Origin of the sequence: Shewanella sp. KX20019 (assembly GCF_016757755.1) — a bacterium.
Lineage (GTDB): Bacteria > Pseudomonadota > Gammaproteobacteria > Enterobacterales > Shewanellaceae > Shewanella.
This window is the reverse complement of the sequence record NZ_CP068437.1, coordinates 1,422,820-1,444,658: the sequence shown is the minus strand read 5'-3', so window position 1 is coordinate 1,444,658 and position 21,839 is coordinate 1,422,820. Positions and strand designations below refer to the sequence as shown.

At 44.0% G+C, this 21,839-nt stretch carries 21 protein-coding genes and 1 other annotated feature; of the genes, 3 read left to right on the top strand and 18 right to left on the bottom strand.

Going from position 1 to position 21,839, the window contains the following annotated elements:
* The first annotated feature begins 45 nt into the window (after positions 1–45).
* Positions 46–164, top strand: a sequence feature (Phe leader region).
* 33 nt (positions 165–197) lie between these two features.
* Complete coding sequence (locus JK628_RS06330) at positions 198–2,174, top strand: chorismate mutase (RefSeq protein ID WP_202288605.1); 1,977 nt, start codon at positions 198–200, stop codon at positions 2,172–2,174.
* 90 nt (positions 2,175–2,264) lie between these two features.
* Here JK628_RS06330 and JK628_RS06325 read toward each other — a convergent pair whose 3' ends face one another.
* The 11 genes from JK628_RS06325 to ffh all read right to left on the bottom strand — a co-directional run bounded on the left by JK628_RS06325 (position 2,265) and on the right by ffh (position 13,413).
* Positions 2,265–3,557 (bottom strand): cation:proton antiporter, encoded by a 1,293-nt coding sequence (locus JK628_RS06325; protein ID WP_202288603.1) that lies wholly within the window; start codon positions 3,555–3,557, stop codon positions 2,265–2,267.
* Positions 3,558–3,601: 44 nt separating this feature from the next.
* Complete coding sequence (locus JK628_RS06320; RefSeq protein WP_202288601.1) at positions 3,602–3,940, bottom strand: hypothetical protein; 339 nt, start codon at positions 3,938–3,940, stop codon at positions 3,602–3,604.
* 136 nt (positions 3,941–4,076) lie between these two features.
* Entirely contained in the window at positions 4,077–5,180 is a 1,104-nt protein-coding gene (locus JK628_RS06315) for a hybrid-cluster NAD(P)-dependent oxidoreductase (protein ID WP_202288600.1), read from the bottom strand.
* A 94-nt stretch (positions 5,181–5,274) separates the two neighbouring features.
* Positions 5,275–6,939 carry a hydroxylamine reductase gene (gene hcp, locus JK628_RS06310; RefSeq protein WP_202288598.1) on the bottom strand — a complete coding sequence of 555 codons (1,665 nt, stop codon included), beginning with the start codon at positions 6,937–6,939 and terminating at the stop codon, positions 5,275–5,277.
* A gap of 292 nt (positions 6,940–7,231) precedes the next feature.
* Positions 7,232–8,371: a bifunctional chorismate mutase/prephenate dehydrogenase gene (gene tyrA, locus JK628_RS06305; protein WP_202288597.1), complete on the bottom strand. Its 1,140-nt coding sequence runs from the start codon at positions 8,369–8,371 to the stop codon at positions 7,232–7,234.
* Positions 8,372–8,385: 14 nt separating this feature from the next.
* On the bottom strand, positions 8,386–9,477 hold the full coding sequence (locus tag JK628_RS06300) for a 3-deoxy-7-phosphoheptulonate synthase (RefSeq protein ID WP_202288595.1): 1,092 nt from the start codon (positions 9,475–9,477) through the stop codon (positions 8,386–8,388).
* Positions 9,478–9,866: 389 nt separating this feature from the next.
* On the bottom strand, positions 9,867–10,220 hold the full coding sequence (gene rplS / locus JK628_RS06295) for a 50S ribosomal protein L19 (protein WP_202288593.1): 354 nt from the start codon (positions 10,218–10,220) through the stop codon (positions 9,867–9,869).
* 36 nt (positions 10,221–10,256) lie between these two features.
* Complete coding sequence (trmD, locus tag JK628_RS06290; RefSeq protein ID WP_202288591.1) at positions 10,257–11,003, bottom strand: tRNA (guanosine(37)-N1)-methyltransferase TrmD; 747 nt, start codon at positions 11,001–11,003, stop codon at positions 10,257–10,259.
* Positions 11,004–11,018: 15 nt separating this feature from the next.
* Complete coding sequence (rimM, locus tag JK628_RS06285) at positions 11,019–11,549, bottom strand: ribosome maturation factor RimM (protein WP_202288589.1); 531 nt, start codon at positions 11,547–11,549, stop codon at positions 11,019–11,021.
* A gap of 20 nt (positions 11,550–11,569) precedes the next feature.
* Entirely contained in the window at positions 11,570–11,821 is a 252-nt protein-coding gene (gene rpsP, locus JK628_RS06280; protein WP_101090472.1) for a 30S ribosomal protein S16, read from the bottom strand.
* Positions 11,822–12,039: 218 nt separating this feature from the next.
* The gene (gene ffh, locus JK628_RS06275; RefSeq protein ID WP_202288587.1) at positions 12,040–13,413 is read right to left on the bottom strand and encodes a signal recognition particle protein; all 1,374 of its coding nucleotides are present in this window, start codon (positions 13,411–13,413) and stop codon (positions 12,040–12,042) included.
* A gap of 406 nt (positions 13,414–13,819) precedes the next feature.
* Here ffh and JK628_RS06270 point away from each other — a divergent pair, with 406 nt between their 5' ends.
* A complete protein-coding gene (locus tag JK628_RS06270; protein WP_202288585.1) occupies positions 13,820–14,608 on the top strand; it encodes a cytochrome C assembly family protein in 789 nt (262 codons plus the stop codon).
* Positions 14,609–14,727: 119 nt separating this feature from the next.
* The gene (locus JK628_RS06265) at positions 14,728–16,002 is read left to right on the top strand and encodes an HlyC/CorC family transporter (RefSeq protein WP_202288576.1); all 1,275 of its coding nucleotides are present in this window, start codon (positions 14,728–14,730) and stop codon (positions 16,000–16,002) included.
* 45 nt (positions 16,003–16,047) lie between these two features.
* On the opposite strand, the gene JK628_RS06260 is transcribed toward JK628_RS06265, so the two are convergent.
* From JK628_RS06260 to rnc, 7 genes are all read right to left on the bottom strand, one after another.
* Positions 16,048–16,593: an Mpo1 family 2-hydroxy fatty acid dioxygenase gene (locus JK628_RS06260; protein ID WP_202288570.1), complete on the bottom strand. Its 546-nt coding sequence runs from the start codon at positions 16,591–16,593 to the stop codon at positions 16,048–16,050.
* A gap of 901 nt (positions 16,594–17,494) precedes the next feature.
* Entirely contained in the window at positions 17,495–17,845 is a 351-nt protein-coding gene (locus JK628_RS06255) for a putative quinol monooxygenase (protein WP_020913800.1), read from the bottom strand.
* Positions 17,846–17,940: 95 nt separating this feature from the next.
* Complete coding sequence (gene acpS, locus JK628_RS06250; RefSeq protein ID WP_202288568.1) at positions 17,941–18,336, bottom strand: holo-ACP synthase; 396 nt, start codon at positions 18,334–18,336, stop codon at positions 17,941–17,943.
* 97 nt (positions 18,337–18,433) lie between these two features.
* Positions 18,434–19,171: a pyridoxine 5'-phosphate synthase gene (gene pdxJ / locus JK628_RS06245; protein WP_202288566.1), complete on the bottom strand. Its 738-nt coding sequence runs from the start codon at positions 19,169–19,171 to the stop codon at positions 18,434–18,436.
* A 137-nt stretch (positions 19,172–19,308) separates the two neighbouring features.
* On the bottom strand, positions 19,309–20,022 hold the full coding sequence (gene recO, locus JK628_RS06240; protein WP_202288564.1) for a DNA repair protein RecO: 714 nt from the start codon (positions 20,020–20,022) through the stop codon (positions 19,309–19,311).
* Positions 20,023–20,172: 150 nt separating this feature from the next.
* Positions 20,173–21,165, bottom strand: a complete 993-nt coding sequence (gene era, locus JK628_RS06235) for a GTPase Era (RefSeq protein WP_202288562.1) — start codon at positions 21,163–21,165, stop codon at positions 20,173–20,175.
* Positions 21,162–21,839 carry a ribonuclease III gene (rnc, locus tag JK628_RS06230; RefSeq protein ID WP_202288560.1) on the bottom strand — a complete coding sequence of 226 codons (678 nt, stop codon included), beginning with the start codon at positions 21,837–21,839 and terminating at the stop codon, positions 21,162–21,164. The genes era and rnc overlap by 4 nt, the downstream gene beginning before the upstream one ends.

Genomic DNA, 21,839 nt, shown 5'->3' with positions numbered 1-21,839 from the left:
TTTGATTGACAGTAAACCGCCTCGGCTTTAGTTTAAATCCATGAATATAATCCAAACCACTTTTTTTACTTTCTTTTTTATGCCCCCCACCCTCGGAGGCGGAATTTCGGTGTAAAAACGAAAGTGAAAATTCCAAAGCCTCCCACACGGGAGGCTTTTTTAATTCTAAGTGCGCAAAACAAGATGTAGAGGCAAAAATGAGCAAACCACAACCTTTAAACCACACTCGAGAGCAGATAACGACTCTCGACAACGACCTTTTGGCTTTATTGGCAAAACGCCGAGAATTAAGTTTAGATGTTGCTCGCAGCAAAGAAGTCGACGTTAGGCCTATACGTGATACGACTCGCGAAAAAGAGCTGCTCGCACGCCTCGTAAAACAAGGCCGTGAACAGGGCTTGGATGCACACTATGTAATTTCGTTATACCAGAGCATTATTGAAGACTCAGTACTTAACCAACAAGCCTACCTTCATGGGCGTGCTAACCCAGAAACTCAGCAACAGCAGTATTGCGTTGCTTACCTTGGCGCTCGCGGTTCCTATTCATACCTAGCCGCCAGCCGCTATTGCGACAGACGCCAAGTCGAAATGCAAGATTTGGGTTGCCAAAGCTTTGATGAGATAGTCCAAGCAGTTGAATCCGGCCATGCTGATTATGGCTTTTTACCGATTGAAAACACTTCATCAGGTTCCATCAACGAAGTTTATGATGTGCTGCAACATACCAGTCTAGCAATTGTCGGTGAAACCACTATCGAAGTTGGCCACTGTTTACTGGCCAATAATGGCGCAAATATTAATGATATAAAAACCGTCTATGCCCATCCACAACCGATAAGCCAATGCAGTCGCTATCTAAGCCAACATGGCGACTTCAAGTTAGAGTACTGTTCAAGCAGCGCTGAAGCGATGGAGATGGTGTGTAACGCTGGCAACAATAGTGTGGCAGCTATAGGCAGTAGTGAAGGCGGCGCGTTATACCAGCTCGAAGCGATCGATAGCGGTTTAGCAAACCAAAAAATTAACCAAAGCCGCTTTATTGTTGTTGCACGCAAAGCGGTTGATGTACCAGAGCAATTACCCGCAAAATGCACACTCATTATGGCTACAGGGCAAAAGCCCGGCGCCCTGGTTGAAGCGTTACTGGTATTGAAAGCCAGAAACCTGAATATGAGTAAGCTAGAATCTCGTCCTATCCCAGGTACACCTTGGGAGGAGATGTTCTACCTTGATATTGACGCTAACCTGTCAAGTGAACCTATGCAGGCTGCGCTGAAAGAATTAGAAAGAACCACACGTTTCATCAAAGTGCTAGGCTGTTATCCATGTGAAACGGTTAATCCTACTCAGCTCAGCAATAGCCAACTAATGATTGAGCCAAGCACCTCTAAATCAACGACAACATCAAGCACTGTAAGCAATAAACAGAAGCGTTACAGCAAAGCTTATAAAACGAAGGCTACAGAAATAATCTGCGGTCAACTGAGCATCGGCAATAATCAATCTGCAGCGATAGCTCAATTGCAATTGCCATTCGAAATCAGTCAATTTGAACAGCGCGCTAAAGCACTTAAAGAATCAGGCTTCCAAGCGGTTGTAATCCAAGGGTTGAGTCAACAAAGTGACTTACTAGGCTCTCTCAGCCAGTTCAAGCATACCTTGGATCAGTTTGGTCTGGTTTGCATCTTAATGGTTGAACATGAAACTGACTTAGCCATTGCCGCACAACTTGGTGATGTGATCATGTTGTCAGGCACGCAAATGTACAACCAAGCCATACTCACTCAAATGGGATCTCTGTTACTGCCTATCATATTAGAGCGCAACACCATGGCCAGCGTCGATGACTTCCTTAATGCGGCAGAAATTGTATTAAGCCAGGGGAATCAGCAATTAGCCTTATGTGAATCAGGCGTAAGCACACTCAATAATTCGGGGAAACCCTCTCTCGATCTAGCCGCTTTAGTTGAGCTTAAAAATGCTAGCCATTTACCTATATTAGTAAACCCTTGCTATGCAATTGATACACTGAAACTACCTGACTTTACCAAAGCGATTAAGCAACTTGGTGGTGATGGAATTGTGGTTAACATTGCTAATATTGAACAAGTGGGTGTGAACGAAGAGCAACAAACACTGCTTAACGATCTACTCAACAACCTGTATCGATAGTCTATTACGTGTTGCGAGCGCCATAAAAGCCCTCATTCAGCGACCGCTAATATCTCTTGGCGGTCGTTATTAAAATTTATATCGAATGTTTTAAAGTTCACCAGCCCTCTTATCTTCCTCTTCCGCATTGCTCTTATCAATCAAGCTAGGAATTGTTGTTCCTTGTACCAGGATAGAAAACACCACCACCGCGTACGTCATGACCATCAATAACTCTCTTAAGTCGATAGAGTTACTATCTGCTAACATTATTCCAGTCGGTAAGCTCATCGCCATCGCTAATGCTAGACCGCCACGCAGCCCTCCCCAAACAAGGATTCTCTCGGCATATGAGTTGTAACGCTTTACTCGACGAAAGCCCAAATAGGGTAAGTAGATACTAACAACTCGGCCTAACAATACGATGGGCACAGAGAGCAACATAAACCACCAAAGCTCGGCATCAAAATCGATAAGCAGCAGTAGCAAACCCAGCAGTAAAAATAGCAACGAGTTGAAGAAAGACTCGATCAGTCCCCAGAAACTCTCTAACGTCACGCATTCAGACTCTTTTAGGAGTTTCGGTATGCTTAGATTGCCTGCAATGATCCCAGACGTCACCATCGCTAGTGGCCCTGACACGCCAATCATATCGGCGACCACATATCCCGCTGTGGGGATCAGTAGCGTCATCAGTAAAAATTGAGTGCGGTCTTCCGAAAAGCCCAACATGAAATGTAATCCGCCAGCAAGCAAAGCCCCATATAGAACTCCACCTACCGCTTCTTGCAAAAATAAACCCGTTATACCCGCCATCGTTAATGGCTCAGTAGAAAAGGCCACTTGTGAAATAGCGACAAAAATAACCAAGCCGATACCATCATTGAACAGTGACTCACCTTCAACTTGAGTTGCGATATCTTCTGGCGCACCAAGTTGTTTAATAATAGCCAATACCGCTATAGGATCTGTTGGTGAAATCAGCGCCCCAAATAATAAGCAATAGCTAAATGCTAACGGCAAACCTAATAAGCCTGCGACCCAATACAACACTCCGCCAATCACCACTGTTGATATGAGGGTGCCGATCAATGCCAGAATACATATTTCCCACTTCTGCTTTTTAAGCACATGCAATTTAATCTGTAGGGCACCAGCGAAAAGTAGAAAACCTAACATTCCGTTTAGCAGCAAGGCTTTAAAGTCTAGCTGTTCAAGGTCGGTCACCAAACTCGAATAAACAGAGACACCAAACACCTTGCCTGCCGCCAATATTAATAGGCTTAGAAGCAGTGCAAGCGCGGTAATCGTGATGGTATCTTGCCAGCGGTGTAAGCGTGAAGAGATAAGCGATATAACTAAAGATAGTGCAGAAAGAAGACAGAGAATTTCGTAACTAGTCACAGACAGTACTCAGCAATTTAAACGGGGAATAGATGAAAAGGGGACTAAATACAACGGCCTTCGATTAAGCTCAGCCATCCTTTAAAAATACGGCCACTAAACCAAACTGCACCAGCCACATAAAGCGTGCCACTTAACCAAGGTTGATTACTTAAATAACCGACTAACATAAGCAGTAACATGCCGATAATTGACCAGCGTTGCCATCTAAGATGAGAAGCTAAAACTGAACTTAAGGTGTTTTGACGCTGATTTAAGTTAATCAATAGACTCAGAACGGCGGGGAGTAACAGCACAGGAAAGCAGGCCATAAGCCCATACAGCATATGAGCAAGGCTTTTATCTTCTAGAGGTAATGCTGCCAAATGCGTTGTCGATGTCATAGCCACTCCGTCAAGAAAGAAAAGACAGGCGTAATTGCATCACGTCCTGTCATTAACCTTACTTTCTCATTGTGAGTTACGCAACTTTCAGCACTGATTTATTTCAAATTTATTAACAATTGATGGCGCTTTGTGACTATAGTTCTAGCGTCACATCTGACTTCAACTTAGTCGAACATGCCAATACATAGCCTTGCGCTATTTCATCGGCCGTTAACGACATCTGACTTGAAGATTCAGTTTCCCCCTCGACCACCTTGCATTTACACGCGCCACAAACACCAGAGCGACAAGCCGCAATGATGGGTAACCCTTCAGCTTCAACGCCATCGAGCACCGTTTGCGCGCTGCTCAGTGAGCGTTTTCTATCGCCAATGCGCAACATAAAGCCACTATCGTCGCTCTTTACGCTGGCCGAACTTTCTTTTGCAGCAGCAAGCTCTCCAAGATCACCTTTGAATGAGCCAAAACTTTCTTGATGAAATTGCGCCATATTAAAATTAAGCGACTCGAGCAATGCTTTTACAGCAACCATGTATGGCTCAGGGCCACAAACAAACACGGTTCTAGCTTGAAAGTCTGGCACTAGGCGCTGCAAGTTATCGGCAGATAAACGACCCGCCTCCATGTCAACATGGGCGCAAGGCTCAGCGTCAACGTGTTCTAAAATATAATTGAGTTTAAATTGACGACTACGCTCAGTAATCTGCTCAAGAGATTGTTTAAAAATTAGGTCTTGAGTTGATTTTGCACTGTGTAGAAAGCAAACATCAGGGCTGATTTGAGTATCTGCTAACCATCGAGACATTGAGTACATAGGTGTAATGCCGCAGCCTGCACTTAAAAACAGATAATTATCAGCCTCAATATCAATAAGGTTAAATGCACCATCGGGCCCAAGCGCACGCACAACGTGGCCAACCTCTAGGTTATTTGCCAAGTAGTTAGATACTTTGCCACCTTCAATCTGCTTGACCGTCAGTACCACAGAAAATGGCCGTGAAGGTGATGAGCTAATGGTGTAACTACGACCGATTTTTTCACCATCAATCTCTAATAATAATGTTAGAAATTGCCCTGGTTTAAAGTGAAACTTGACCGGTTTGATGCCTTGAAAGCGAAAACTGATTACATCATGAGTTTCGTTCCACTTTTCAACACACACTAACTGATGTTCGCCCGCCTGCCACTGCTTAGCTTCAAACGGCACTGCCGCCGACACATTTATATTATTAGCCATATCGCTTCAACCTAATATTTAAAATACTACTGACATAAAAATGGCCACATTTGAGTGGCCATTTTTACTTACTCATCACCCACTAAACAGGCATTTAAGCCACGTTTAGAATGCGATTAAGATCCGCTTCAACTGTTGTAGTTGTACGCAATCCAAACTTCTCTTCTAAGACGTTAGCCAAGTTTTCTGTTAGGAATGCTGGCGCTGTTGGGCCAGTCAAAATGTTCTTCACGCCAAGTGAAAGTAGTGTAAGTAACACAACAATCGCTTTTTGTTCAAACCAAGAGAGAACTAAGGTCAATGGCAATTCATTGATGTCACATTCAAACGCTTCAGACAATGCGATAGCAAGCTGAATAGCAGAATAAGCATCGTTGCACTGGCCAACGTCCAATAGACGTGGGATACCGTTAATGTCACCAAACTCAAGTTTGTTGAATTTATATTTACCACAACCCAGTGTCAGAATAACGGAGTCTGCAGGCGCTTGCGTAGCAATATCAGTAAAGTAGCCACGCTCTTCCTTATCGCCGTCACAGCCACCAACCAAGAAGAAATGCTTAATAGCACCACTTTTCACATTATCAATCACGGTTGGCGCTGCAGCCATTAGTGCATTACGAGCGAAGCCTATAGTGATTAGATGGGGGATCTCATCATAGGCGAAGCCTTCTAAAGACTCAGCTTTAGCTATAACGGCACTAAAATCATCTCCAACAATATGACTAACACCAGGCCAGCCAACAATGCTACGAGTGAATATACGATCTGAATAATCGCCCACATTAGGGTCGATAATACAGTTAGAAGTCATTACGACTGCACCAGGGAATGTAGAGAACTCTTTTTGCTGGTTCTGCCATGCGCTACCGTAGTTACCTACAAGGTGCGGGTATTTTTTCAGCTCTGGATAAGCAAGTGCAGGTAACATTTCACCGTGAGTGAATACGTTAATGCCCTTGCCTTCCGTTTGCTCAAGGATAAGTTCAAGATCTTTCATGTCGTGACCCGACACTAAAATCGCCTTACCTTTTACTGATTTGGTATTAACTTGAGTAGGCTCTGGGTGACCAAATGCATGAGTCTCGCCTTCATCTAACATCGCCATTACGCGGTAGTTAAGCTGACCAATCTGCATTGCAGTATCAAACAACTTGTCACCATCAACAGAGTCTTCACCTAGGAATGCCATGATTTCGTGGAACTCGCCAGCAACCTCATCGTTGGTTTGGTCAAGTACTCGAGCATGCTCCATATATGCAGCAGCCCCTTTAAGGCCATATAAGCAAAGTAAACGTAGTCCCATGATATCTTCATGAACTTCGTCTTTGCCGCGGTTAGGCGCAGCTTGTGAAGCTTGAGATAGCATTTCAGGCTTAGTAGCACCTAATACTAACTGCATTGTCGCTGTTGGCGATTTTGCTTCAATGTTTAGCTCAGCACACTTAGCTTCGTACGCTGTTTGTAAACGGCTACGGAAAGCGTTTGCTTGTGTTGTGTATCCAATAATACGGTCATCATCAAAGTTAACGTTAGTTAACGTTGCAAAAAATGCCTTAGGTACGAACGTATCGATTTCGTGGTCGATAACACCGACTTCACGAGCGCGGACAGCATATGACGATACACCTTGAAGAATGTAGATTAGAAGGTCTTGTAGATCTGATGTATCAGACGACTTACCACACATACCTTGGGTGTAACTACAGCCATTGCCCGCTGGCGTTCTAATTGTTTGCTCACATTGAATACAAAACACGACTCTTACTCCTAATACTTACGACTTAATACATGCATATAATTTGCATCTTTAGAATTAGTTTACGCCGATTGAGAAATTGCAAAAGTATTTTGTACGGGTAATGGTGAAAACTATGAATAAGATCACCTTAAGCATTCACTAATTTTGACTAATTGGTCAAAATTAAACCGATACTGAGGCGGGCTAAAAATAGCATTCGGAACGCTATTCACTCTCATTACTATTCACCTTCGTTTTGACAAAAAAAAAGGAGCCTAAGCTCCTTTTTTATTGATCAATTTATATCACATTAATCTGTTTTCATATCATTGACTGATTGCAGCATTGCCCGACTCTCTCTTTGAAACTGTGGTGCGAAGTCACCGAACCACTGTGCAACCTCTTCGAACTGTTTAACAAATGCTTCTCGGTTTCCTGACTTTAATATCGACAGTGCTTGCGAATAATTATCTAAGTAGTCGCTAATAGCGACTAAGCTTTCCTCTTGAGCAAAAATTATATCTGCATATAACTCAGGGCTCTGGGCGAATAGACGTCCTACCATTGCTAGCTCTAAACGATATATAGGTGAACTAAACTGCAGTAGAGAACCTATATCAGCCTCCTCTTTATAGAGGTTAAGCCCATAAACAAAAGAGGAGAAGTGTCGCATAGCCTGTACCAGCTGCATCGCTTTATCATGTTTCTCGGGTTCAGCTTCGACGATACGTGCGCCCCAGATCTCGATCTGTTCAATCAACCACTGGTATTGGGCTTTATCACGACCATGACACACAACGATCACTTGCTTAGCTAAACTGCCAACATCAGGCCCAAACATCGGGTGTAAGCCTAAAACTGGGCCAGAGTGCGCTGCTAGCATGGCTTCGACAGGTGCAGCTTTAATCGACGTTAAGTCCGCAAGAATACAATCACTTGGTAATTGCGTTAGCTTACTAGCAATCAAATCACAGGTAATGCTAATCGGCACTGTCACGATCACCAAACCAGCTCCATCAAAAATCGTCTGACTATTAACCCAGTCGTCTTTATCTAAAGACTTAACTTCATATCCTGACAAGGTCAGCATCTGCGAAAACAGACCGCCGAGCTTGCCTTCACCACCCACAATAACCACATGACCGAGATTGGTATTAACCTGCTTAAAACCAACATCCTTTTCGTTCAAGTAAGATTCGCGCATTAAGCGCCTTAGAATATCCTCAATTAACTGCGGCTCAACATTCATCGCTGCAGCTTCGCCACGACGCTTTGCCAGCATTGATGCTTCACGCTGAGGAGCATAAATAGGTAATCCTGCGCCGTGCTTAACAGCGCCGACTTGAGCCACTAGATCTAACCGTTTTCTAAGTAGATGAAGTAACTGTTGGTCAACGCCATCAATTAAGCCCCTAAGGTTTTCAAGTTCTGCAGTGGTCTTCTCGTTCATTACTCTCTCTTCCATCAGCCGTTTGCTACTTTCAGCATATCAAACCTTGTAGGTAATACTGAAGCTAAGTCTGCAGCGCCGGTACGTAATAATGCTTCGGTTGATTGCCAATCGATACACGCATCAGTCACTGACACGCCATAAGCTAACTCACTAAATGGCAGATCACTGCTTTGCTTACCTGCATTAAGGTGGCTCTCAAGCATCACTCCAATAATAGATTGGTTACCATTAACAATTTGAGTGAATACATTCTCACACACGGGCGTTTGTTTGTTGTGATCTTTTGATGAATTACCATGGCTGCAATCAACAATCAGACGGGCATTCAGTTTGGCTGCATGCAACTGCTTTTCACACTCTGCGACACTGGTCGCATCATAATTAGGCGCTTTACCGCCGCGCAAAATAACGTGGCCATCAGGATTACCGGCTGTTTGTAACAATGCGACCTGACCTTTCTGATTGATCCCCATGAAGCGGTGACCACTTGCAGCTGACTCTAGCGCGTTAATTGCGACACCTAGTTTGCCATCGGTACCGTTTTTGAAGCCGACAGGCATAGAAAGCCCAGATGCCATCTCGCGATGTGTCTGCGATTCGGTAGTACGAGCACCAATAGCGGACCAAGTGATAAGCTCTGACATGTACTGTGGACTAATAGGATCAAGCGCTTCAGTGGCAACAGGGAGCTCAAGCTCTGCCAACCAAATCATCAGTTCACGCGCTTTGCGCAAACCTTTATCAACGTCGAATGACTCGTTCATATCAGGATCATTAATCATCCCTTTCCAACCTACGGTAGTGCGCGGTTTTTCAAAGTAAACTCGCATCAACACGTAAAACTGCTCGCCTAGTTCATCATGCAGCTTCTTAAGCTTAAGAGCGTACTCTTTAGCGGCATCGATATCGTGGATAGAGCAAGGTCCGGAGATGACTAAGACTCGGTTATCTCGCTTATGTACGATGTCTGCCACTGTTTTACGTGCATTAAGGACATACTGGCTAGCATGGGCAGATAGGGGAAGATCGCGCTTTAGCTCCTCTGGAGTCACCAACACTTTCTCTGAACTAATATGAACGTTGTTTATCGTATCTTGCTGCATGCTTATCACCTGATTTGAGTTTTCACCTTCTAATATCTATTGGCGCCATGACCAAATTAGAAGTCTGTCCTATGAGACTAACCGTAATTGCGTAATGCTACACCATTACACCTTGAAAGCACTATGCCTGTGTGTCAGTTGAAGATCAAGCATAAGTAGGGTAAATGAGAAAATTTGTGCTTTAAGGTGTTATTGCTGGCTTCAATCAACAAACTTGAACAAATGATGCTCATAGCGGTGACTAGGCTAATTGATAAAATATAACGATGATAAGACAGGTAGTTCAGTTGTCTTCACTAAATCGCAGCCAACAAAAAACCGCCATATAGGCGGTTTCTCATGCGAACACTGCATCTTTTTTTAGCTAAACTAATTATTACAAAAAGTAATTACTTAGTAGCTAGCTTCTCACGAATACGTGCAGACTTACCTGAACGTTCACGTAGATAGTAAAGCTTAGCACGACGAACACGGCCGCGACGCTTAACTTCGATGCTAGAGATGATTGGGCTGTGAATTTGGAACGCACGCTCAACACCTTCGCCATTAGAGATTTTACGTACTGTGAATGCAGAGTGAACGCCGCGGTTACGCTTAGCGATTACAACGCCTTCGAACGCCTGTAGACGCTCTTTACCGCCTTCTACAACACGTACTTTAACAACTACTGTATCACCGGCACCAAATTCTGGTACGTCGGTTTTCATTTGCTCTTCGTTGAGCATTTTGATGATGTTATTCATTAAATAAACTCCATTCTAGTAATAACTACGCTTCGACTAATCATCTTGTTTGATGCTGTCTACAAATTCAGCTAAAAGCTTCTCTTGTTCGCCAGTCAGAGCTAGATTTTCAAGTAATTCTGGTCGTCTTAACAAAGTTCTACTGAGACTTTGTTGCAAACGCCAGCGTCTAATATGTTCGTGGTTGCCACTTAACAATACGGCTGGAACTTCCAAACCATCCATACTTTCCGGACGCGTATAGTGGGGACAATCCAGTAAACCGTCAGAGAAGGAATCCTGCTCTGCCGAAGCCTTTTTTCCCAGCACGCCAGGAACAAGTCTTGATACTGAATCAATCAAAGTCATCGCTGGTATCTCACCGCCCGAAAGCACGTAATCTCCAATCGACCACTCTTCATCCACTTCAGTTTGAATAATACGCTCATCGACACCTTCGTATCGTCCACACACTAAAATCAAACTGGATGACTTAGCTAACTCTTCAACGCCTTGCTGTGTAAGCTTACGACCTTGAGGAGAAAGGTAGATCACCTTTGCCTCTTTTCCAGCTGCAGCTTTTGCTGCATGGATGGCATCACGTAGAGGTTGCACCATCATTAACATGCCAGGGCCACCACCGTATGGGCGGTCATCCACTGTCTTATGTTTATCATGGGTGAAATCACGAGGATTCCACGTTTGCATCTCTAGCAAACCCTTGCTAACTGCACGACCCGTTACACCAAAGTCTGTTACGGCACGAAACATCTCCGGAAACAGGGTTACTACCCCTAACCACATCTGCTCTACCTCGACTTAAAAGTCCGGATCCCAATCCACTAAAATCTGTTTTGCCGTCAAATCCACCTTAATGATGAACTGTTCGGTGACAAAGGGGATCATTCGTTCCGCTTTGCCAAAGCCATCTTTTGCGTTAGCTTTAACAAGAAGCACGTCATTTGATCCTGTTTCCACGATCTCCTGCACCTTGCCCATGTTATAACCTTTGGTATTAACCACTTCACAGCCGATAAGATCTCGCCAGTAGAATTCATCTTCTGGCAAAACATTCATCTGCTCCGCAGTCACGGCTATCTCACAATTTGTAAGCGCCTGAGCCTGATCCCGTGTTTCTACACCTTCAAGACAAGCAACTACGGCTTTACCTTGCATGCGCCACTGGAGGACTTTAACCTCACGCCATTCACCTTGCTCTTTTAACAACCAAGGAGAATAATCAAAAATACCTTCAACAGAATCGGTATAGGTAGTGATCTTCAACCAACCTTTAATGCCATGACTTGAACCTAATTTACCAAGTACGACGGGTTCTTGTTTACTGCTCATCAATCTATACCTTAACGCTATTAAGCAGCTGCTTTACGAGCGTCTTTGATCAATTTTGCTACACGATCAGATGTAGCAGCACCGTTAGCAACCCAATGCTCAACGCGGTCAAGATCTAAGCGTAAAGCTTCTTCTTGGCCACGAGCTAATGGGTTAAAAAAGCCAACACGCTCAATGAAACGACCGTCACGGGCGTTACGGCTGTCAGCAACAACGATGTTATAAAATGGACGCTTTTTTGCGCCGCCACGAGCTAAACGAATGGTAACCATGCGTTTTGTATCCTCTAATGATTTGCTTTTTATCAAGCAAAAATAAAAACTGAAACTCCGTGTTCGCGGAGAGCCCCAGATAGAAAGCTGGCAGATATTACCTGACTGACCAGCGAATGCAACCGTAATCGACGTTTATTACGCCAAAAACGATTTACAGGCTAGAACGAAAACTCATCCTAACCTGTAAAATTATGTACAGAACAATTAATAATAGACTAGCGACCCGGCATTTTCATGCCTGGTGGTAACATACCGCTCATACCACGCATCATCTTTTTCATGCCGCCTTTGGCCGACATCTTCTTCATCATCTTCTGCATTTGGGTAAACTGTTTAAGTAAACGGTTTACGTCTTGAATTTGTGTACCCGAGCCCATTGCGATACGGCGTTTGCGTGACCCCTTAATAATATCAGGTCGCTGACGCTCACCTGGCGTCATTGAATTAATAATCGCTTCCATCTGTCCGGTCATTTTACCGTCTTGAACTTGAGCAAGTGCTTCTGGTGGTAACTGACCCACGCCAGGAAGCTTCTCAATCATGTTCATCATGCCGCCCATGTTCTTCATCTGCTGCAGCTGTTCACGGAAATCTTCTAGATCGAAGTTACCGCCTTTTTTCACTTTCGCAGCAAGCTTCATCGCCTTGTCTTGATCGACGCCGCGCTCAACTTCTTCGATAAGCGACAAGACATCGCCCATACCCAAAATACGTGAAGCGATTCGGTCTGGATGGAAAGCTTCTAGTGCGTCAGTTTTCTCACCTACACCCAAGAACTTAATCGGCTTACCGGTAATATTGCGAATAGACAGTGCAGCACCGCCTCGTGCATCACCATCAACCTTGGTGAGAACGACACCCGTAAGCGGCAATGCTTCATTAAAGGCTTTCGCTGTGTTTGCCGCATCTTGCCCGGTCATGGCATCAACCACAAACAGTGTCTCAACTGGGTTTACTGTAGCGTGAAGGTCCTTAATCTCGTCCATCATCGCTTCATCAACATGCAAACGGCCTGCTGTATCGACAATCACTACATCAATAAACTTAAGCTTGGCGTGCGCAATCGCAGCTTTGGCAATATCAACCGGCTTCTGGCTGACATCTGATGGGAAGAACTCAACTTCAACTTCTGCAGCTAATGTTTCTAGCTGCTTGATTGCTGCAGGACGATAGACGTCGGCACTCACCACTAGCACAGATTTCTTTTCGCGTTCACGTAAGAATTTTGAAAGCTTTGCAACACTGGTGGTTTTACCTGCACCTTGCAAACCGGCCATCATAATCACTGCCGGAGGTTGAGCTGATAGGTCCAAAGCTTCATTAGCTTCGCCCATCGCATTTTCTAGCTCGCTTTGAACAATCTTGATAAATGCTTGGCCGGGACTAAGGCTTTTAGATACCTCCTGCCCTACTGCACGCTCTCTTACGCTACTAACAAAGTCGCGTACAACTGGTAAGGCGACGTCGGCCTCAAGTAGTGCCATGCGAACTTCGCGCAAGGTTTCCTTAACGTTCTCTTCCGTTAAGCGACCACGGCCACTGATATTTTTCAGCGTACGTGACAATCTGTCAGTTAAGTTCTCAAACATTATCCAGTTCTTACCGTTTAAAATTGATATAGATGGGCCGTATTATAGCGATGCCCAGATATTATGCTACTCAATGAACCAAGTAACTTGGCTTACATTTGCATCTTAAGGTAACATTTTGCAAAAAAACTGACCTAAGACATAGAATCCACTTAATTTTGCAACCAATGTCACTGCCCAATTAACCCGACCTCATGTTATTCTAATGCTAAGCGTTGTTCGCTGTTTCCGTGATTAAAATCGATTCAGTTTCGAATGGAAACATAGCGCATTACGATTTGTGATTCAGTCATTCAACTTATGTATGAATCAAGTTAGTATAAGTGTCGTTTAGTCTGCTTTAACTTTTTGGCTCGCCAACAAGTTAATAGAACAATAAGTTCACAAAACAATAGGTTAATACTCAATGGTTATTTTTTCAGCGTCAGCCATGTTTTTTTACAGTATTGCTTTGGTTCTCGTCGCGACTCGTCTTTTTCACGCAGACGGACCAAACCGAAAATTAGTTGCAGCTGTAGCGGCCATAGGTGTTGTTTTACATGCAGCGGCACTGTCACAAGCTACCTTTACCGGAGACGGACAGAACTTTAGTTTGACCAATGTCATCTCAATGGTGAATTGGATCATCACCTTTAGTTTCACCATTTTACTATTCCGTCTTAAAGTCATCGTCGTTGTGCCAGTGGTTTACGCCTGTTCGGTCATATCAGTTGCTCTTTTATGGTTAGTACCACCGGAATATATTATCCACTTTGAGATCCACCCTGATGTGCTAGTGCATGTCGTTCTGTCACTAATGGCGTACAGTGCGTTAATGATTGCGGCACTCTATGCCATCCAGTTGGCCATTATTCAGAATCGACTCAAGAATAAAAAACTGGTCATGGCATCACATATGCCGCCGCTGATGACGGTCGAAAAGCAGCTGTATCACCTTGTGATTGTCGGAGTGATTTTATTAAGCTTAGCGCTCGCTACCGGCTTTATCTTCCTCGACGATATGTTTGAAGAGGGTAAAGGCCACAAAGCAGTCTTGTCTATCCTCGCTTGGTGCGTCTACATTGCTATGTTGGCCCAACAATATTGGGTGGGTTGTAAGATTAGGACCGCGGTTGCTTACACCTTAACTGGTGGACTACTATTGTCACTGGCATACTTTGGTGCCCGCATTGTTAAAGAATTGATCCTCAACTAAATCTAATCTACGCCAAGTGGCTCAATCAGTTTAGCATTGAGCCAAACTTGACATACTTTCGAAATATCTGTAATTACTAATTTTTACAGCTTTTTTTATCCACAGCGGAGCTCCACCTTTTGGACGAAATATCCACTGGCGTACTATTGTCTGTTTTAGCCGTCTTGATTTTACTTTCAGCCTATTTTTCAGGTTCTGAAACAGCCATGATGACCTTAAACCGATATCGTCTACGCCATCTGGCATCGAGCGGACATAAGGGGGCGATTCGAGCCACTAAGCTGCTGGAGCGGCCCGATAGGCTGATTGGACTCATCTTAATTGGCAACAACCTAGTCAATATCCTTGCCTCGTCAATTGCGACTATAATCGGATTACGCCTATTTGGTGATGTGGGTATTGCTATCTCAACCGGTGTACTGACACTAGTAGTATTGGTTTTTGCCGAAGTTACTCCTAAAACCTTTGCCGCATTGCACCCAGAACGTATCGCTTTTCCATCTAGCTACATATTGCGTTTTCTGCTCATAGTGCTATCTCCATTCGTAAAAATTGTCAATTTCATCACCTCTGGTGTACTTAGACTCGTTGGGATCAATTCGACAAAAACCTCTGACGCGCTAAGCCAAGAGGAGCTACGAACCGTTGTACACGAAGCTGGCGCATTAATCCCAAGACGACATCAAGAGATGCTGCTGTCTATTATGGATTTAGAAAAGGTGACCGTTGAAGATGTGATGGTACCGCGTTCAGAGCTATATGCCATCAACATTAATGACGAGTTTAAGAGCATTAACAAACAAGTTATTCAGAGTCCACATACTCGCGTTCTATTGTATCGAGACACCGTTGATGACGCAGTAGGCTTTGTCCATCTACGCGATGCATTGCGGTTGCAGTCTAAGGGGCAGTTCAGTAAATCGTCCTTATTGCGTGCAGTTAAAGAGTTGTACTTTATTCCAGAGGGTACTCCGCTTAATGTGCAACTGAGCAACTTTCAGCAAAACAAAGAGCGTATTGGTCTCGTCGTTGATGAATATGGTGATATTCAAGGATTGGTCACACTCGAGGATATTCTGGAAGAGATTGTTGGTGATTACACCACTTCAATGGTTACCACTCCGAGCGAAGACATCAGCGAACAACAAGACGGTAGCTTTCTTATTGAGGCCACTATTAACATTCGTGAATTGAACAAAGAGATGGAATGGCACTTTCCGATTGATGGCCCCAAAACGCTCAATGGCTTGATATTAGAGCATCTGGAAGAGATCCCAACAATCAAAACCAGCATGCGTATCGCAGGTTACCCAATTGAAGTCATTGAGCTCGGTGACAATATGGTTAAAACCGTGCGAGTCCTGCCTAAACATTATGAGCAGCCAAAGGCTTAACGAATAAAAACGCTAACCACTGGTTTAGCGTTTTTTTTGCAACATTTAAACAGCCTTGGCTTTCTTCGCTGCTTCTAGCGCTCTGCGTTTATCCCGAGCAATTGGCGTAATCTCCGCTAAAAGCTCTTTTTCAAAACCAAGTTTAAAATAGACTTCTGCCATTAAAAAGAATGGCCCTATGAGTAGTTGATTCAAATCATCAACAAAAGCAGGTTTTGCCTTCTCATATTTGTGACCTATAAATTGAATGATCCACCCTATGACGAAGGTTGCTATAGCGAGATATCCAGCGCCATCATATTGGGCAACGATGCTAGAGGTGTATAGCACCGGAATAATAAATAGAGTCAAACCGACTGCCAACTTGACGTGCAACATGAAGTAATAGGCCAATACCACCACCGCAAAAACAGTCGCGGCATTAAAGCTAACCACTGGATTATCAAACACTGCAAAATTGATTGGGATAAGATTAAAACCAACAAAGGCCGACCAGATAATCAGTGGCACACCAAAAAAATGGGTCTTTATGTTGCTGGGATTTAAGTGCACACTTTTATAAGTTGATAGCTGCTCTACGGCGGATTTCATCTGAGTGTCTCCATACTTTATCAAGTCTAATTATAGTTATATTTAACTTCTCCTTAACCTAAAGGATTTTGCTCACTATTAATAGAGCAAATATTCAGGCCGGTATCAACCCGATGTACGCTTGATCGGAATAGTCTGTAGCGACCTCTTGTTTCATTCACAAGCTGACATAGTTAGGGTCACGGAACTCGTCAATGGGCAGAAGAGAGTTACCTCCAGGTAAAAGTGGTTCCAATGACCTGCAGTGGTGCTGGACTGGGTATCCGAATGTCGTGATCACATGGTCGATGATGCTCCCGACATCATAACGACATTTCCCATCTCCCTATGGGTCAGATGTGAATGAACGACCGTATGTGCAGATACTGCTGAGGCTCGCCGCAAACACATCAGGCCTCCATGGACGGAGGGAGTGCCAAATTCTGTATGGAACAGAATTGGCCTTGTGGGCTCAACGAAAACGTCCTGTTTTCGAAGGCCTCAGCCGTACCTACACTGGGTTATAAAAGCGCAAGCTCTCAGCATTAGAGTTATCAATAAAAGCCTTTAAATTAGATAAACCGCCACATCAGTGAACATCAGAATTACATTTAAGTAGCCAAAGACCAGACAGCAATCTCCCCCGTTGGAAATTTCGCTGTTTAAATTTCGCCGGGGCGCTGAGGGATTGACTCTTATGAAATCAACAGCGGGGACAAGCGCTTTGCCTCTTGGCTCTACTCTTGATTACAAGAATGGGCGAAGCACCACGGCGTTGAGCTTTCTTAAATGTCAGGCACAGCTCGACAAATCGAATAGCTTTGAGGTACAAACAAGTTAACTACCGCCACAAATACTTCCAAGCAACGACAGCAAGATAAAAACTTATCTAATACCCCATTGTTAACGCAATTAATGTTACTTACTCGAAAATCGGCTTATCGTACTCATAACCTTCATCTGTATAGGCGGTGACAATTGCATCTTTCACCAAGCCGTTGTCAGCTTTAACTTGAGTTTCAAAAAAGTGTTGGATCTGTTTTCTGCGACCGTGAGCTGCCCATGAATCGGCATCTTGCCAGATCTCATTAAATACGATGGAATAATCTGTTCTTGATGCACTCGGATGGTCAATTTGGCGCGTCAACATATATTGAATGCAACCTTGCTCTCGATAAGAGTCAGGTTCTAGTGCCTTTAGCACCTCAAATAACTCCGCCTCTTTACCTTCCTTTGCTTGAAACTGCGCTAATACATAGACTCTAGATGTCATAATATCTCCGTTAATAGCAGGCTGAAGAGCGTCACCCACTCGACTAATTTAGTTAAATGTACCATTTTAATAAGCTGTAACAACGCTCTATTACGCTAAGACTCTAATATAACAGTTGCGGTTGCATAGTGTTTCTCATCAGCAATAGACAAGTGACCTCGAACGCCACCAAGTGCCGCCAGCCTCTCTGCCGCACCACCATTAAAGGTTACAATAGGAGCACCATTATCGTTATTGCTGATCTCAATATGTTGAAATGACACCCCGCGGCCAATGCCAGTGCCTAGTGCTTTTGCTGCCGCCTCTTTTGCGGCAAAGCGCTTAGCCAAGTATCGGCCTGGACAGGAAGATGCTACAAACAAGCTAAACTCAGATGGCGTTAACACTCTTTTAGCCAAGCGATGGATCTTTAAGGCCTCTTCGCCTGCTGCTGGGACTCGCATCTCTATACGTGCAATCTCAACGATGTCTGTGCCTAGACCAACAATCATAAATCCCCTCTTAAGTGTAAAGCTTAGTTATACAAAAGCCGAGAATAGCTAAATACTATCCTCGGCTTTGTTGGCATAATCAATGTTGGCTAACAGCTTATTCGCCTCGACGACCTTCGACCATCAACTGTTTCATATCACGTACCGCTGTTGCTAAACCGTCTATAGCAGCTCGGGCGATAATCGCGTGGCCAATGTTAAGCTCATAAAGCTCTGGAATTGCGGCTATCGGCTTAACGTTATGATAATGCAAACCGTGCCCCGCATTGACGACAAGCCCTTTATCGTGAGCATAGGTGGCCATTGTACTGATACGATTAAGTTCGGCGGCCGCATCGGCATCATTTTGCGCATCGGCGTAACAACCGGTGTGGATCTCAATCACTGGCGCACCAACAGCAACGGCAGCATCAATCTGTGCTTTATCGGCATCGATAAATAGCGACACCTTAATGCCCTCTTTAGCCAAACGCTCTACTGCAGCTGAAATTTTTTCCTGCTGACCGGCAACATCAAGTCCACCTTCAGTGGTGAGTTCTTCACGCTTCTCAGGCACCAAGCAAACGTAAGCAGGTTTGATCTCACAGGCAATATCGAGCATCTCTTGCGTTACAGCCATCTCGAAGTTCATACGCGTCTTTAAGGTTTTTGCTAACGTATATACATCTCTGTCGACGATGTGACGGCGATCTTCACGCAAGTGAATAGTAATACCTTCGGCGCCAGCATGTTCGGCAACGGCTGCGGCATGAACAGGATCAGGATAATTAGTACCGCGAGCTTGGCGTAGAGTAGCAATATGGTCAATGTTTACGCCCAGTAAGATCCGGCTCATGTGTATTCCTTAAATAGACAAAAATAGATAGCGGTTATTGTACTGTGAGACTTAACGTTTTGCTAGCGAGAGGCCATTGTTACGCTAGTGAATTATTTGATTGTAATAGCATAGAAAACAATAACAGCAGAGCACACTTAACTTTTAGCCGGAGGGTTAAAAGTAGCTGTAGCCTTCTTAATAAACAGGCTGCGTGAATGTAATGGCTTACTGCCCAAGGTTGGTGCTAATAGCTGGCGCATCAACTTTTTAGCCTCACTTGCATGCTCGGTTAATAAGCTTTGCTCTTTAAGCGCGACTAACATCGCACCAGTAAAGAACTTATGCTGATTATAAGCTGTGGCAATTACGGGCATAAAACCATGGTCTATTTCCAAACGGTAGAAACCACTCCCAGTAATGAAAGCACCTGACGGATCATTTTCGAGTGACGGCATTGTGCCAAGCTCTTGCAGCAGTGCTAATTCAAAATAACGCAGCTGGCTTTGGTTAAACTCTTTAGCCATTGCGATGAGTGTTTGGTGGTAATTGAAAAATAGATCCTCGGCGCTATGCTGCACCGTTAAGCAGCGAATAAGCAGTTCATTAAGATAGAGCCCCGAATACAGGCAGTGCCCCGTTAGCGGCACCGCAGGGCTTGCAGCTTCAACTTGCTTTAAATTCTTTAGATCTGACTTACCCTGCAGCTGAAAAATAAGCGGCTGAAATGGTTGTACAATACTACGGATTGAGTTTTTGCTACTGCCTAAGCGTGCGACAGCGTCAACGCGTCCCTTGCCATCAACCAGCAAGTTAACCAGTACACTCGATTCTCGAAAGGGTCTGCTATGAAGAACGTAGCCACGCTCCATGATTATCTCATTCCAATTTTAAACAGTAAAAAGTCAGCGCAGAAGTAAGTGCACATCCTTTACAATATTAATCACTATACGGTATTTATAGGCATAAAAATGCCCCTTTCTATTACTAAAAAGAGGCATGTTTTTCAATTGTAGTGACGGTTACTCGTCGCCGTAGCCTAGGCTACGCAGTGCGCGTTCGTCATCAGCCCAACCAGACTTTACTTTAACCCACATTTCTAAGAAAACTTTATTATCAAACAGAGTTTCCATATCGACACGCGCTGCTGAACTGATTGTTTTAATACGTTCGCCCTTGTTACCAATGACCATACGTTTCTGTGTTTCACGCTCAACAAGCACAAGTGCGTTAATCTGATAGACACCATTTTCCATCATCTTAAACTGCTCAATCTCCACCGTACAATCGTAAGGTAGTTCATCACCTAAAAAGCGCATTAGTTTTTCACGGACGATTTCTGACGCCATAAATTTTTGCGAGCGATCAGTAACGTAATCTTCTGGGAAGAAATGCGGAGATTCAGGCACTGCCTCTACCGACATATCCAAGATGCGTTTAACGTTAGTACCTTGGGTTGCTGAAATAGGTAAGATCTCGTCAAACTCAAACTTCTTCGATAACTCTTCAAGATATGGAAACAGCGCTTCTTTATCTTTAATATTATCGACTTTATTGATGGCTAATATGGTTTTTCGGCCATCATTACGGCTTTGCAGTTTACGCAGTACCATTTCATCATCAGGAGTCCATGTCATGCCATCAACGACGAAGACGACTAATGCAACCTCAGCAAGCGAGCTTGATGCAGCACGGTTCATTAAGCGGTTAATGGCGCGCTTCTCTTCCATATGAAGACCAGGCGTATCAATAAACACCACTTGGCGCGGACCGTCTGTATGGATCCCCATAATACGGTGGCGAGTCGTTTGTGGCTTTTTAGAGGTAATACTAATTTTTTGACCTAACAGCTTGTTAAGCAAAGTCGATTTACCAACGTTTGGTCGCCCAACTATCGCCACCATACCGCAATAAGTAACTGCATACTTAACCGCTGATGAAGGGTTATTCATCTGCGCAAGCAAGTCATCTAGACTCGGCTCATTGCTCTTGGGTAAATCTTTGTTGTTACTCATTTCTTTAATAACTCCAACACTTGCGCGGCTGCACTTTGCTCTGCTTTTCTACGTGAACTAGCAACCCCAGCAACGGCTTTTTTCAAGTCTTCTACGACACATTCAACGGTGAAGGTTTGCTCATGGGCGTCACCTTCAGTATGGACGACTTTATAAACAGGCAGCGGTTTTCTGAACTTCTGCAAATGCTCTTGAAGCAAAGTCTTTGGGTCTTTCTGATTAATTGGCTCGATAATGTCCAAACGCGACGCATACCAATTGAGTACCAGTTTGCGGCAGTTCTCGATTTCTGAATCGAGATAGATAGCACCAATAATAGCTTCGACAGCATCGGCTAAAATAGACTCTCGTCTAAAACCGCCACTTTTAAGCTCGCCAGGGCCCAGCTTTAAGTAGTCACCAAGCTTAAACTCGATTGCGATTTCGGCTAGCATTTTACCGCAGACCAATGTTGCTCTCATACGGCTTAAATCACCTTCAGTAGCTTTCGGAAACTGATGGTATAGCGCATCAGAAATCACAATTGAAAGTATTGAATCACCTAAAAACTCTAGTCGCTCATTATGCTTATTAGAGGCACTTCTATGTGTTAGCGCCTGATCTAAAAATGCTTGGTCAGCAAACTCATAACCTAATGTACGGCATAGTCTAGCGATATTTTTAATTGGTTCCAT